At 39.3% G+C, this 14,828-nt stretch carries 14 protein-coding genes; 7 read left to right on the top strand and 7 right to left on the bottom strand.

Annotated features, from left to right (window positions below; genetic code table 11):
* Positions 1-49: 49 nt before the first annotated feature.
* The 7 genes from argH to ACYIAR_RS07805 form a co-directional block, all read right to left on the bottom strand.
* Positions 50-1,387 (bottom strand): argininosuccinate lyase, encoded by a 1,338-nt coding sequence (argH, locus tag ACYIAR_RS07835; protein ID WP_480333258.1) that lies wholly within the window; start codon positions 1,385-1,387, stop codon positions 50-52.
* A 26-nt stretch (positions 1,388-1,413) separates the two neighbouring features.
* Positions 1,414-1,824 carry an SRPBCC family protein gene (locus ACYIAR_RS07830; RefSeq protein WP_480333256.1) on the bottom strand — a complete coding sequence of 137 codons (411 nt, stop codon included), beginning with the start codon at positions 1,822-1,824 and terminating at the stop codon, positions 1,414-1,416.
* Between the two features lie 242 nt (positions 1,825-2,066).
* Positions 2,067-2,705 (bottom strand): orotate phosphoribosyltransferase, encoded by a 639-nt coding sequence (pyrE, locus tag ACYIAR_RS07825; RefSeq protein WP_480333254.1) that lies wholly within the window; start codon positions 2,703-2,705, stop codon positions 2,067-2,069.
* Positions 2,706-2,874: 169 nt separating this feature from the next.
* Positions 2,875-3,315 (bottom strand): ComF family protein, encoded by a 441-nt coding sequence (locus tag ACYIAR_RS07820; RefSeq protein WP_480333252.1) that lies wholly within the window; start codon positions 3,313-3,315, stop codon positions 2,875-2,877.
* Between the two features lie 229 nt (positions 3,316-3,544).
* Positions 3,545-4,042 (bottom strand): regulatory protein RecX, encoded by a 498-nt coding sequence (locus ACYIAR_RS07815; protein WP_480333250.1) that lies wholly within the window; start codon positions 4,040-4,042, stop codon positions 3,545-3,547.
* A gap of 103 nt (positions 4,043-4,145) precedes the next feature.
* Entirely contained in the window at positions 4,146-4,706 is a 561-nt protein-coding gene (locus ACYIAR_RS07810; RefSeq protein WP_480333248.1) for an NUDIX hydrolase, read from the bottom strand.
* A gap of 136 nt (positions 4,707-4,842) precedes the next feature.
* Positions 4,843-5,964, bottom strand: coding sequence for a Fic family protein (locus ACYIAR_RS07805; RefSeq protein ID WP_480333246.1), 1,122 nt, complete (start codon positions 5,962-5,964; stop codon positions 4,843-4,845).
* Between the two features lie 1,332 nt (positions 5,965-7,296).
* On the opposite strand from ACYIAR_RS07805, the gene ACYIAR_RS07800 reads away from it, so the two are divergent.
* The 7 genes from ACYIAR_RS07800 (at position 7,297) to ACYIAR_RS07770 (ending at position 14,819) form a co-directional block, all read left to right on the top strand.
* Complete coding sequence (locus tag ACYIAR_RS07800; RefSeq protein WP_480330870.1) at positions 7,297-8,505, top strand: site-specific integrase; 1,209 nt, start codon at positions 7,297-7,299, stop codon at positions 8,503-8,505.
* 11 nt (positions 8,506-8,516) lie between these two features.
* Positions 8,517-8,879, top strand: a complete 363-nt coding sequence (locus ACYIAR_RS07795; RefSeq protein WP_480330872.1) for a virulence RhuM family protein — start codon at positions 8,517-8,519, stop codon at positions 8,877-8,879.
* 234 nt (positions 8,880-9,113) lie between these two features.
* Positions 9,114-10,355 (top strand): primase-helicase family protein, encoded by a 1,242-nt coding sequence (locus ACYIAR_RS07790; protein WP_480330874.1) that lies wholly within the window; start codon positions 9,114-9,116, stop codon positions 10,353-10,355.
* A gap of 249 nt (positions 10,356-10,604) precedes the next feature.
* Positions 10,605-11,570 (top strand): toprim domain-containing protein, encoded by a 966-nt coding sequence (locus ACYIAR_RS07785; RefSeq protein ID WP_480330876.1) that lies wholly within the window; start codon positions 10,605-10,607, stop codon positions 11,568-11,570.
* 147 nt (positions 11,571-11,717) lie between these two features.
* Entirely contained in the window at positions 11,718-13,094 is a 1,377-nt protein-coding gene (locus tag ACYIAR_RS07780) for a mobilization protein (RefSeq protein WP_480330878.1), read from the top strand.
* 91 nt (positions 13,095-13,185) lie between these two features.
* A complete protein-coding gene (locus ACYIAR_RS07775) occupies positions 13,186-14,364 on the top strand; it encodes a leucine-rich repeat protein (RefSeq protein ID WP_480330880.1) in 1,179 nt (392 codons plus the stop codon).
* A gap of 23 nt (positions 14,365-14,387) precedes the next feature.
* The gene (locus ACYIAR_RS07770) at positions 14,388-14,819 is read left to right on the top strand and encodes a hypothetical protein (protein ID WP_480330882.1); all 432 of its coding nucleotides are present in this window, start codon (positions 14,388-14,390) and stop codon (positions 14,817-14,819) included.
* Positions 14,820-14,828 lie beyond the last annotated feature (9 nt).

Below are 14,828 nucleotides of genomic sequence, written 5' to 3'. Positions count from 1 at the left end.
ATATAACGCATGAATATTGATGAAATTGTATCTCTATTCTGTATTTATTTTATCCTATCAATGCTTTCTCAGCCTCCTCAACCTTTTCAAATCCAAATCCTGCCAAAACTGTTTGCATAAGTTTTGCGATTTCTTCATTGCATAGGTTTCCGATACTTCCTTCGTGAGTGTGATGAACTTCCTTGTTAGGCACAAATTCGCCGGCTTCGATGCTGAGGCCAACTTTCTTGTATGCGTCACGGAAAGGAACTCCTTCACGCACCAGGCGGTTCACTTCCTCAACACTGAAGAGCAATGAATATTTGTCGTCATCGAGGATATGCTCGTTTACTTTCACTTCGCGCATCATGTGAGTAACCATTCTCAAGCAATCTTTCAGTTCATCGAATGAAGGAAGGAACACTTCCTTGATGATTTGCAAATCTCTGAAATATCCTGAAGGAAGATTGTTGAAAATAAGAGTAATCTGATTTGGCAATCCCTGAATCTTGTTGCATTTTGCACGAGTAAGTTCAAATACATCCGGATTCTTTTTGTGCGGCATAATGCTTGAACCAGTAGTGAACTGGTCCGGCAATTTAATGAAACCGAAATTCTGGCTGTTGAACATACAAGCGTCGAATGCCAGTTTTGACAAAGTTCCGGCGATGCCAGCCATAGCAAATGCCACAGTACGCTCCATCTTTCCTCGTCCCATTTGAGCATAAACCACGTTGTAGTCCATAGAGTCGAAGCCAAGCAAGTCTGTTGTCATCTGTCTGTTCAAAGGGAAAGAAGAACCATAACCGGCTGCAGAACCTAGCGGATTGCGGTTGCATATCTTATAGGCAGCCTGCAGAAGCTGCAATTCGTCCACAAGACTTTCTGCGTATGCGCCAAACCAAAGTCCGAAAGAAGAAGGCATAGCCACCTGCAAATGAGTATAACCCGGCAAAAGAACAGATTTATATTTTTCGCTTTGAGCCTGCAAAACTTCAAACAAGCCTGAAACAAGTTCCACCAATTCGCGGATTTCAGCACGAGTGAATAATTTCAAATCCACAAGAACCTGGTCGTTTCGTGAACGTCCGCTGTGGATTTTCTTACCTATGTCACCAAGTTTTCTTGTCAGCATCAGTTCTACCTGCGAGTGAACATCTTCAATACCATCTTCAATGACGAAGTTACCGCTTTCGGCAATTTTGTAAATGTTCTTAAGCTCGGCAAGCAAAGCAGAAAGTTCTTCTTTCTCCAACAAACCGATACTCTCAAGCATTGTGATGTGTGCCATTGAACCAAGCACATCATATTTTGCAAGATAAAGATCCATTTCTCTATCTTTGCCAACGGTGAAAACATCTACTTCATGATCCACCTGAACATTTTTTTCCCAAAGCTTTTGTGCCATATTATTTAGCAGTTTTTACATTATAATCAATAAGGTAACTTTTCAAGTACAGCTGCAATTTTATCAATTGCTTCCTGCATTGGTTTTGCCACCATTTGTTTTATAAAAGGATTCAAGTCTGCGCGCGCAGTAAGTTTCATTCTTGTATCCATTTCAGCCACCTGCTTAAGCTGAATCCAGAGGAACAGGGGAACAGGAGAGTTTGTCGTTGCAAACTTGATTGTCTTGTTTGGTTCACGTTCAACAATCTGGAATGTTATTTTGCCAACAGGATTTACTGAAAAGCTGCAAGAGTCACTGTCAAATTCAAATCCCTGGATTTTATCCTGAGGAATTCTGTCTTTTACGCGCTCCAGGTTTGACAAGTCAGACAACATCGCAAAAATACGATCGTCATTTTGAGGAATAGCTTTTATTTCGCTTACAAATTCGGTCATATATATTGTGTTATTTAGGTTTCGCAAGGAACTCGATTTAATAGTTGACAAGGCATCAGAGACAAGTTGACTAGGGAATTAAATACTGGTCAACTCGTCAACTTGTTAACTTGTCAACTGAAAATCTAACCTGCGAATATAGAATTATCTTATAATAAAAACAAAGGCAAAGAAACACTGAGACAGAATGAATGTCTCTGTGCTTCTCTGCCTTTTATCTTATAGTTTTGCAAAAAATCTGATTATTTGCCCGGATTCCAAACAGAAGGATCTTTTCTCCATTCCTGAAGAATTTCAATTTCTGATTCGTCGATGTAATTTGTACGAACTGCTTCTGCAATTACAGCATCATAATTGCTCAAAGTTGTCAATGTTACGTTAGCTTTCTTGAATGCTTCAACAGCAACAGGGAAACCGTATGTGAAAATAGCAACCATACCAATTACTTCGCAACCGAAATTACGAACTGCCTGAACAGCCTTCAAGCTGCTACCGCCTGTTGATACCAAGTCTTCAATAATAACAACTTTTGAACCTGGTTTCAATTCTCCTTCGATAAGGTTTTCCAAACCATGATCTTTTGGAGTTGAACGGATGTATACGAAAGGCAAGCCAAGCAAATCTGCCACCAATGCACCCTGAGCAATTGCGCCTGTAGCTACACCGGCAATAGCATCTACATTTTCGTAAGTTTCGCTGATTACACGAGCCAATTCAAGTTTGATGAAACTGCGAACAGCCGGATAAGACAAAGTCTTACGGTTGTCATTGTAAATTGGAGACTTCCAGCCTGAAGCCCAAGTGAAAGGGTTTGCTGGTTGCAATTTTACCGCTTTAATCTTTAATAATTTCTCTGCTACTAAGCTTTCCAATGTTTTCATACAATCCTCTAAATTATGTCTAAATTTTATGCTTATTCAAACGAAATACGCAAGTCAATTTTTATTTGTCAGGTTATAAAGCCTATTAACCTGAAACTTAATTTTTATTTTGCAAAAATAGCGAAAACAAATTATATAATTTCATTATATCTTATTTATTTATCTTTTTTTATGTATGGCATAGGGCAAAGAAGTTTATTTCCTTAGGTTTTGCTTCGGCAATTGCTATGGCACAAGCTTTTATGGTTGTGCCTGTTGTTATAACGTCGTCGATTATCAGTATGGATTTTCCGCAAATAGTTTCCGGCTCTTTCACTTTGAAAGCCAAATCCTTGTGTTTCCATCGTTCATACGCGTCTTTTTGAGTTTGCGTTTGGTTGTTATATATTCTTTCTATGCAGTTTGTATTTATTTCTGTTTTCCATACGTGATGCAATCCTTGGGCAATCCACAATGACTGGTTGTAACCTCTTTTTTTCAACTTCTTTTTATGCAGAGGAACGGGAACAATCAAATCGCAACTGCACAGCGGACTTTCCGCACGCAACAGCTCTTTAGCCGCATATTTTGCCAGACGGTATCCGATTTGAGGTTTGTCTTCATACTTCATTTTGTGAATTAAGGTTTGCGTGCAGCTCCCTTTTTCAAATATAAACGGGCAATAGGCGAGGCTGGGAGGCAAGCCCGGAGATGAAAACAGAAAATTCTCGCTCAGCCCGTTAGCATTGTCATCGCTATGCTGCAGGTTACAAAGGCATTTGAGGCATATGCAATCTTCTCCGCTAATCAGATTCGTATTGCATATACAACATTTTGGAGGATAAATAAGATTAAGAAAATCATAAATAAGATTCATCATAGTCTTCGGTACTGTTGAGAATTTCTTTTATACATTTTGCCGATATTGAGGTCTCAAATCCTCTTCCGGCAGCAAATCTCAGAAGCTTGTAGAAAACGTCACGTTCATCTTTCCCTTTGACCGTTTTCTTCTTGCTCTTCAGAATATCGTAAAGCGTGTTTCTGTATTCTTCTTCGTCTATACCGGAAAGAGCTTCTTCCGCATCAATGCCGGAAATACCTTTTCTTTTAAGCTCGAAAGATATTTTTATCCGTCCCCATTTATTGAAACGTAATTTGTCGTTGACAAAAAAACGGCTGAAACGTCCTTCGTCGATGAAGCGTTCCTGCTTCAGCCGTGCGATTATACGTTCTCGAGCCTCATCGTCAAGGTCGGTATTCTTTAATTTGCTTTCAATGTCCTGAACGCATCTCTCGGCTGTTGAGCAATATGCTGCCATTTTATGCAGAATATTCTGTTCCGTGTTTTCTGTATTCATGTATGTTCGTTGTTAAAGTTTTGCAAGCTAAGTATTCAGTTGACGAGTTGACAAGAGAATTAAGTTCTTGTCAACTTGTCTCTGTAACCTTGTCAACTTTACCTCAAATCATTCCATTCTCAGCAAAATATTTCCAAAGCGGAGCGATTTGCGTTGCTTGCTTTATTTCATCATTATGCATTAATTCCCTCACTTCATCGAGACTGAGTATATGAATCCTTAAATCTTCGGTCTCTTCCTGATGAGGCTCAGATATCTTTTCCACGTCAGTGGCAACAAAACAGTGAGTATGGTTTGTCATGGAACTGGCATTTGCCGAAACAACCATAATCTTTTCCCATTTGCCATTTCCATATCCTGTTTCCTCGAGCAATTCCCTTTTTGCAGCCTCGAGCGGAGACGAATCCTCCGGGTCGCAAACACCGGCACATAGCTCGTATCTTATTTCCTGCAAACCATGTCTGTATTGTCTTACAAATATAAACTTCTTTTCTTTAGTAATTGCTATTGTGCAAACCCATTCCGGATATTCAAGTATGTAATAACTCGGTATTCTCACGCCCGACGGAAGTTCCACACAATCTTTCCGTGCTGTCAGCCAGTTGTCTTTATATAAATATTCACTGCTGATAGTTTTCCATTTCTTCAAATCTGTATTTTCCATAATATGTTGTTAATTTAAAGTTGACAAGGTTTCAGAGACGAGTTGACGAGGGAATTAAGTTCTTGTCAACTAATTCCAAGCTTGCGAAACTTGTCCTTTATATTGGAGATATATTTATTAATGCTATTCATCAGAATTATTGTTTTGACTTAATTTCGTTATATAATGCTAATCCTTTAGCCGTCAGCAAATATTTCTGTCGAGGATGATTTGGCTTGTCTGGATATAACACTTTGAGAACACCTGCTTCTATAGCTGGAGCTATGTAATTTTCTATAAATGTCGGACGATGCTTTAAACCAATCTTCTCCATTAGACCTTTCAAAGATAATTGTTCATTTGATAATGTTAGTAATAAAGAACGAACTTGTTCGGTAACTTGTTCGGTAGGTTGTACGGTACTTGTACGGTTGATATGCTCTGCCTGTTCTGTTATCAGTGCTTCAGGCGTATTGACTACCATATAACGATTCCGTAACTCATTGTTTTCTCCTAATAACAGATTACGGAAGAATCGTTCCAAATATTCCGAATTACGCATGATTCCTTTTTGTATGTTTTGGTAGTTGGCTCGTACCAGCGCATTGCGGAAATACCATGAATGATTAGCGAAGAGGTCGTTTGTTACATCAAATCCCATAGAACGTAGATAGAGAATCGTGAACACGGCAGTCGTTCGGGTATTCCCTTCTCCGAACGGATGGATTTGCCATAGTCCGGATACAAATTTGGCTATATGGCTCACTAATCCATTTCTGTCCACTTTTGAATAGTCGAACTGGCGTTCTTGTTCCAAGTCGTATTCGATTGCCTTGCGGAGATCAGGTGCGGAAACATACAACACTGTATCACCACGTAGCACCCATTCTTTTTTTGTAATGTTGTAATCGCGGATTTGACCGGCAAATTTGAATACACCATCGAATATACGACGATGAATAGATGTTAGTCCGACAAGCGTAAAGGCAAATGTTTTCTCTGTAAGTATTCGGCGAATATTGATTGATGCAGTATCTGCCTCATGCATTTCTGCTATTTCTGGTGTACGTGCATCTTTTGAATGGTAGTAACTTTTTATTAGTTGTTCTACTTCATCAATTGTAATTTCTCCTTCAATATCTTTGTGTGCTGTTTCAATTAAATAATCGGATGGTTTAAGTCCATCAACTGCTTGTAGTCCGATTGCGGTTTGCCATGCGTACCCCTTTTCCCGTTGATGCGGTTCGCCTTGGCGTATGTATTCGTCGAAGTTAATCATAATCAGTTTATAAGTTGCAATATCAAAAGGAATATGAATAGTGTATACTCAACTAACAAATGCAATTATAATAAAAAAAAGTCTACACACCCAAAAGCAACGGAATTTCCTTCCGAAAGTAATTCGTTTTCCTTCCGTATGTAAATCAATTTCCTTCCGAGAGTATTTTTACTTGCTTTCGGATGAAAATATATGGAATTTTAAATAGTGAACTTTCCGGAAAAAGGTAGGCAGCTTTTTTTAGAAACACTGCGATGTTTTCCGGAAAAGCTGCCTACCTTTTTTCTGAAACATTGCAGTGTTTTGATTTTAATTATTATTTCAATTGTTATATGCAGTAGATTTTTACTTTTACAAGTTTCACCATTTTAATATATACTTGGTTGTCAGTTGGATGATGTGATTTGATGACATTTTTTAACATAGGGGAAATAGTAAGTCTGTAATGATGGTGTTGCAACATATGCAAATCAAACACAGAGGCACGAAGTCACAGAGATAATATATTGAGAATAAATAAAATCTTCGTGTGTTCTGTGTCTCTGTGTTTAAATTAGTTTTGCAACACCATCCATCAAATAACTCCGACATTATGTCAGCTAAACTTTATGAGAATCAAAAAAATCTGTACTTATATTAATGACTTATGCAAAAATCGATTCTCAGAGAGTTTAGGAAATACAATTTGTCAACAAAATATTAATAATCACTTTCATAGAGTTTGAGCCATTTGAATCATTCTAGTTTATGACTGAATCTGTGTTAATATATTTTCGTGATTTCATATTAAAATGTTATTCTGATTTTGTCTGTGTTTTTTATCGTTCCTGATGAAAAAATGGCTTTTAAGCTATATTTTCATGCTCAAAAAGTTGTTTTGGCAAGAAAATCCCAATGGGTTAAAATTTTCATCACAATGGTTTCAGTCAGTTATTACAATCTTTATACTAAACCATTGTAATAACTTCATTGACTCTTCACAATCATTGACTCAAGTCATTGTAATGATTTTTCGGAAACTTTGAAATATCCCGTTTTTTCGTGGTTTTCAGTAGCTGTTTTAATAAAAAATCACGGTATTCGATGCAAAAAAGGTGAATTTCTGCGTTTTGAACTGAGCCATAACGCATTAAACAGAAAACCTCAGAAATAGTGACAATAGCAATTTAGCAAAGAAACGCAAGGTAATGAAATAGAACGGTTGCCAAGTCATTACCCGATAATGCAGTAAAGTTTTTCTTTGTGTCGTCACGTTTCATCGTTCTGCGTTAGTTTGCATATCAATGTGTAACTCGCTGATAACTAATTTTGTAACTAAAAAAAGATTAGATTATGCGAAGTACATTTAAGGTGCTGTTCTACGTGAACGGAAGCAAAGAGAAAAACGGTATTGTCCCGATTATGGGACGAGTAACAATCAACGGTTCTGTGGCTCAATTCAGTTGCAAGCAGAGCATCCATAAAGACCTATGGGATGTAAAAGGCAACCGAGCAAAGGGCAAGAGTAAAGAATCGAGAGACATCAATTTGGCTTTGGATAATATCAAGGCTCAAATCATCAAGCACTATCAACGCATTTCAGACCGTGAGGCGTTTGTAACTGCCGAAATGGTACGCAATGCCTATCAAGGCATCGGAACGGAGTATGAAACACTGCTTCGAGCATTCGACAAGGAGAACGAAGCCTTTGCCAAACGAGTTGGCAAGGATCGTTCTCTGCGTACATATCAAAAGTATCTCACCGTAAGAAAATATCTGGCCGAGTTTATCAAGGTGCATTACAAGCGCAATGACATTGCAATGAATGAACTTACTGAAGATTTCATTCGTGATTATTGCTTGTATCTACGAAATGAGGTTGGATTGGCTCAGTCATCAGTATGGATATACTCCATACCACTGAAGCATATTGTAACTACTGCTCACTATAACGGTAAGATAGCACGCAATCCATTTGCCCAATATAAGGTTGACCCCGACCACAAGGAACGAGGTTTCTTGACGGAGGAGGAACTGCAAGCCTTTACAACTGTTGAATTGAATAATCCCGATTTGGAGTTGGCAAGAGATTTATTCGTGTTCGGCTGTTGGACGGGTATATCATTCATCGACATCAAGAACCTGACAACTGAGAATATTACAATGTTGGGCGGTTCACCGTGGATTGTATCAAAGCGACAAAAGACAGGTGTACCGTTCCAAATCAAGTTGATGGATATTCCTATGCAGATTATCAAACGATATGAGCCATACAGAATAAGCAACAATCTATTCAATATCGGTAGCCACGATGTGATTAACAGACGCATCAAGGAGGTTGCCAAGATATGCGGTATCGAGAAGCGAACTTCGTTCCATCTGAGTAGGCATACATTCGCAGTGTTAGCCTTGAACTATGGTATGCCGATAGAGAGTGTAAGCAAGATTCTCGGACATACGAACATTACCACAACGCAGATTTACGCAAAGGTTACTAATACCAAACTTGAACACGATATATCAATGTTTGAGAGTCGAGTTAGCGGAAGATTTGCAATTTAATATGTATAGATATGGAACGAACAATAATAACAATCAGCGAATCAGGCAAAGTGAACATTCCTGATAGCAATATATGGATGTCGTTTACGGAACTTATGGCGCTATTCGATGTGGCAGCACCCACATTAAAGGTTGAAATCCGAGCCATACACAAAAGCGGAGTGATAACAGAACACACTCAACATTGCGAAGTAATACCATATACCTATTGGGCTACCCTCTACAATATGGATATGATTATAGCCCTTGCATTTCGCATCAACTCATACGGTGCAGAGAAGATACGGGGTGAGTTGTTAAAGAGAATATGCGGACGAAAAGAGAAAGTATGTTATCTCTTTTCGCTTGCAAACTCTATATCGGGTATGTCGTGATGGCATACCGACAAGCCGATAAATCGGTAAGTCTGCATATCGGCTGACTAATCAGCAAAGCAAGCCCGAAGATAGGTTTTTCGCCTGTTTTCGGGCTTGTGGTGTTTATATACCCCTCACATTCCCACCCTCAATGTATCTTATTCATCATTCTGCTACAATTTGCGTAGCAACTTATCCATCAATCACTTATATTTTTGTAGCTGACATTTTTCAAACCCAAAAGAGTGAAATATGGAAGCTAAAAAAGTTACAACAAGCTATCAACCGCCATCAGATGGCGGTATGGCAAAAGAAGAATTTATCCGAGTGGGAACAACACTCTACAAGATTGTGGAGCAGCCAAGACTGAGTGGCGGATATGTGAAGAAGCGTATCCCGTGGAACAATGAAACGCTCCGCCAAGATTATGGCAAGGACTACATCGGCAGCGTTCCCAAGTATGACGGTTTCTGCACCGTACCCGAACACATCGGCTATCGCCCAGTAATCGGCAAGTTTCTTAACCTCTATGAGCCGATAGACCACCGACCGCAGGAGGGTGATTTCCCCTCTATCCGCTCATTGATAGAACACATCTTCGGTGAGCAATATGAGTTGGGTATGGACTATCTGCAACTGCTCTACCTGCAACCTGTTCAGAAGTTACCAATCCTGCTGTTAGTATCGGAGGAACGCAACACAGGCAAGAGCACATTCCTCAATTTTCTGAAAGCCCTCTTTCAGAACAATGTCACATTCAACACCAACGAGGATTTCCGCAGTCAATTCAATTCCGATTGGGCAGGCAAGCTCCTTATCGTGGTCGATGAGGTGCTGCTCAATCGCAGGGAGGACAGCGAGCGGTTGAAGAATCTTAGTACCACATTATCCTACAAGGTGGAAGCCAAAGGCAAAGACCGTGACGAAATAGCGTTCTTTGCCAAATTCGTGCTATGCTCCAACAACGAGTATCTGCCCGTAATCATCGATGCAGGAGAAACACGCTATTGGGTACGCAAGATAAACCGCTTGCAGTCCGATGATACCAACTTCCTGCAACGACTAAAAGCAGAAATACCCGCATTTCTTCATTTCCTCACCAATCGAAAGTTATCCACCGAGAGGGAGAGCCGAATGTGGTTCAACCCCTCATTGCTGCATACCGAAGCATTGCAGAGGATTATCCGCAGCAACCGCAACCGATTGGAGATAGAGATGTCGGAGCTGTTGCTCGATATTATGGCAACTATGAATGTGGATAGCGTTTCATTCTGCCTTAACGACTTTATCGTGCTGTTGATGCACTCTCAGGTAAAGGTAGAGAAACACCAAGTGCGTAAGGTGGTGCAAGAGTGTTGGAAACTGACACCTGCACCCAACGGACTTACCTATACCACCTATCAAGGCAACTACAACCAAAGTTGCCACTATGAGCCGATAAGGAGAGTGGGACGCTTCTACACCATCACAAGGGAGCAACTCGAATCCTTGTAACATTATCTTTTTCTGTTGAATTGTTGAATATGAGTATAAACACACTGATAACAAGCAATATACATTCTCAACAAAATCTCAACAATCCAAAAGAGAAGTTGAGAGACCGACAACCACCGTTTGTGAATTTCTCTTTTGGTGAGCGGTTTGTTGAGAAGATGTTGAGAGGTTACAAGGTTGTATATAAGCATATTACATCAACGGTTCATCAAATCAACAAAATTTCATTAACCTCAAAATCGTAGTAATATGACAATCAACGATGCAAAACAAATCAAGTTGGCAGATTATCTGCAAAGTTTGGGCTATACGCCTATCAAGCAGCAGGGCAAAAGCCTATGGTATAAATCACCACTGAGAAACGAAACCGATGCTTCATTCAAGGTAAATACCGAACTTAACCAATGGTATGACTTCGGTATAGGCAAGGGTGGCAACATCATCGCATTGGCAGCCGAGCTGTACCATAGCGAGAATGTAGCCTATCTGTTGGCTCGCATAGCGGAGCGGACTCCATACATACGCCCTGCCACCTTTTCTTTTGGCGAGCAACAAACCTCTAATCATAGTTTCGAGGACATACAGGTTGGCGAGTTATCCTCGCCTGCACTAATCGCCTACTTTCAGGAGCGAGGCATAAACATCGAACTCGCCAAAAGAGAATGTAAGGAGTTGCGATTTGAGTATAACGGTAAGCCATACTTCGCCATCGGCTTTCCGAATATGGCAGGAGGCTATGAACTCCGTAACCGCTACTTCAAGGGTTGTCTTGCTCCAAAGGATATTACACATATCCGACAGCAGGGCGAGCCACGAGCAACGTGTTACCTCTTCGAAGGGTTTATGGATTACCTCTCTTATCTTACCATTCGGGTAAACGACCACCCCGAAGAGCCACGCATCGAGGCGCAGGATTATATGGTACTCAACTCCGTTACCAACCTCTCAAAAGCAGAACGACTGCTACAACCATACAGCAGAATCGGCTGTTTTCTCGACAACGACCAAGCAGGGCAAAAGGCAATGGAGAGTCTGAAAAAGATGTTCGGAGACAAGCTTAGGGATATGTCGAAACACTATGCCGAGCATAAGGATTTGAACGACTACTTACGCCACAGAATACAAGCGAAACAAGCAGTAAAGAAATCGCAAGTTCAATCCGTAAGACGGATGCCACAACCGCAGCCAAAGAAGAAACGAGGCTTCAGGTTATAGCCCACTATAACTACACGCTTCGCCGATGTGTAGTTGTGGGGCAGAGTGACCTCTCTGCACTCCGCTTATGGGCGTTGCCCCTAAGGACCCCGTAAGCGGAAACTAGCAAACAAACAGCCTAATTGTAACCAATAAAATCAAAGAACTATGGCAATAAAAAGCAGCATACATATCAAGCCTTGCAATATATCATCAAGCGAGGCTCACAACCTCAGAACTCCCGAATATATGCGTAACATCGGAGAGTCGAAAATATACCTCATTCCCGAACTTGTTGCCGACAACGAGCATTGGATAGACCCTCGCATTGCCGACTACGATTTGCAGACGCATTACGACAACATCAAGCAGATGGTTAAAGCAAAGACGGGGCGAGCAATGCAAGAAAAAGAGCGAGAACGCAAAAACAAGAGTGGCAAGATTATCAAAGTGGCAGGATGTTCTCCAATTCGTGAGGGCGTGTTACTCATCAAGTCCGATACAACATTGGAGGATGTTCGCAGATTTGGCGAGGAGTGCCAGGAGCGTTGGGGTATCACACCGCTTCAAATATTCCTGCACAAAGACGAGGGGCATTGGCTGAGTGGAAAGCCCAATGCAGACGATATGGAGAGCTTTCAAATCGGTAGCAGATGGTTTAAGCCGAACTACCACGCACATATCGTATTCGATTGGATGAATCACGAAACGGGGAAGAGTTACAAACTCAACGATGATGATATGACACAGATGCAGACATTGTTATCTGAAATCCTATCAATGGAGCGAGGGCAATCCAAAGCCGAGACAGGCAAGGAGCATTTGGAACGAAACGACTTTATCATCGAGAAGCAGCGTGCAGAGCTGGAACGCATAGAAGTTGAACGGCAGCACAAGGAACACCAGATAGATCTTGCCGAGCAAAAACTCAAACAGGTGAAATCGGAGATACGCACCGACAAACTAAAAAGCGTAGCCACCGATGCAGCCACAGCCCTTGCAAGCGGTGTGAGTTCTCTTTTCGGCAGCGGTAAGATGAAATCATTGGAACGCAAGAATGAGGATTTGAGAGATGAGATAGCCATCCGAGATGAGACCATCAAGCAACTGCAATCCGATATCAAGCAAATGCAGGTGGAGCATCAAAAGCAGATGCAGGAGGTTAAGAGGTCTTACGAAGAAGAGAACCGCAAACAATCGGAATATATCGACAAGATTTTGCGTTACTTCCCGTATGTGGAGAAACTGATGCCGATGATTAAATACCTCAGCGAAAAGATGGGCTTTACGGACGACCTTATACGGAAATTATGCACATTCAAAGATGTATCTGTTACAGGTAAACTCTACTCATCGGAACATAACCAATCGTTTTCAGCTAATGGTGCTATTTGCTCTCTTAAACAAGATAGAGAGGGACATTTTGACCTTAATATCGATGGAGTTTCACGCCATTCGTGGTTCAGACGCAAGAAAGATGAGTTTATGGAAGCGTTAGGACTGCCGACAAGCAGAAGAAACCAAAATCGAGGGCTGAAACTATAAAACACACCCCTAAGTCGTAATAATTCGCCCGTAGAGTGCTTATTATTACGACTTTTGAGTAATTTTGCAGAATAAATAACAAGCTTGAAAAATGGATTGGAAAGTCAATAAACATGTGATTATACCAGAAGGGACAAAATTATCTGAAAGGATGTTTCAATATAATAATATTGTTGAAACAATTACTTTACCAGATGATATTACCTTTTTGCCAGAATATTTCTGTTTTGGCTGTAAAAACTTGAAAGCAGTTTTGGGTGGTCGTAATGTAAAAGTTGTTAGTTATAATACATTTGAGAACTGTTCGCAACTTCATCATCTTGATTTTATACCTAAAATTGGTTACTGGGCTTACGATAGATTTTCCAAAGAATACAATTTAAAGATCGTTCGTGAGTTAAGAATTACAGATTTTTGCAATAGCTATTCAATGAATGACAAACAATATGGTTATGTATTACATAAACAAAATAACGAATATTTAATATGGAATATTACTGCAAAAAAATATGTTTATGCAGTAATTCACTCAGATATTCCATTATATAGTTATGTTGAGTTTTTATACAAATACTCAATGATATTTGATACAAACAATGCTTCATTGAATATCGAACGAAATTTTGTTGATAACATATCTTTGGCAAGTGATGAAGATGTTGATAAATTCATAAATATTGATGATGCTAAAGCATATATAAATGGTTGTTTCTCCTATATCAAGAAAATTAATGCTATGAAAGAGACTGTTCTAAATTATATTGATTCATTAAATATTAAAGAAATAATAGAATCTTATACGGTTTCTATAGATGAGCATATTCGTACAAAAATAGGAGATGATGATACCTATACATTAAATGAGTTTGCATATAGCAATGCTAATCCGTCTGATGTATATTTAGGGAAATTACTGCCATCATATTCTAAAAAAACAAGAGAAAGTGGGTATTGTACATTTTCGTATATGACAGATAAAGAAAAGGAAACTTATAAAGACAAAGAAAATACTGTGAAATTTGAGGCCTTGCACCAATATTCTAAAGAAGAACACATAACCTCGCTAATAGATGCATATATAAGATATCTCTATCGTAGAACGAATATTTATCAAGAAGTTTTAGACGCTGTTAATATTCTAAACAAAAACAGAGAATACATAAGAAGTTCAATGTCATGGAATAGTGATTATAGTTTTTATTGGGATAATATATCACAATTTACATTCAAATTAAATGATAAACTGAATTCTCTGATATTTAAAAAATGAAAATAATATAATAATTGCAATTTATGAAAATAAAAATATTACAAAAAAATGGATGTGCCATATTAGCTGTATTATGCTTAATTGGTTTGTGCCTTCCGTTTGTTGATGCGTATAACGGAGCAGAAAGGTCTATATATTCTAATGTAAAAAATGCGAAAGACTACGAAGTTGACTATGAATGCATGAAATACCTTGATAAATATCCTAAAGGAGAATATGCAAAAGATGTCTCGAATATACTAATATCAAAAATGAAGAAAGATGGAGATATTAAGAGGACATATAAATTGGGTGTCCGTTATGCATCTTTGGAAGTTGGTAAGAAATTAAAAGAACTATCTTATAAAATGGCAGAAATAAAGAATGATTACTATTCTTGGAGTCAATATCTCGAAGTGTGCAACATTGAAGATATAAAAGATGCACAAGAAAGACTTAATAAGTGTACTAACTAATCAGCCTTC

The organism is Parabacteroides sp. KHUB-01 (assembly GCF_056640935.1).
This window is presented reverse-complemented; position numbering and strand designations above follow the sequence as displayed.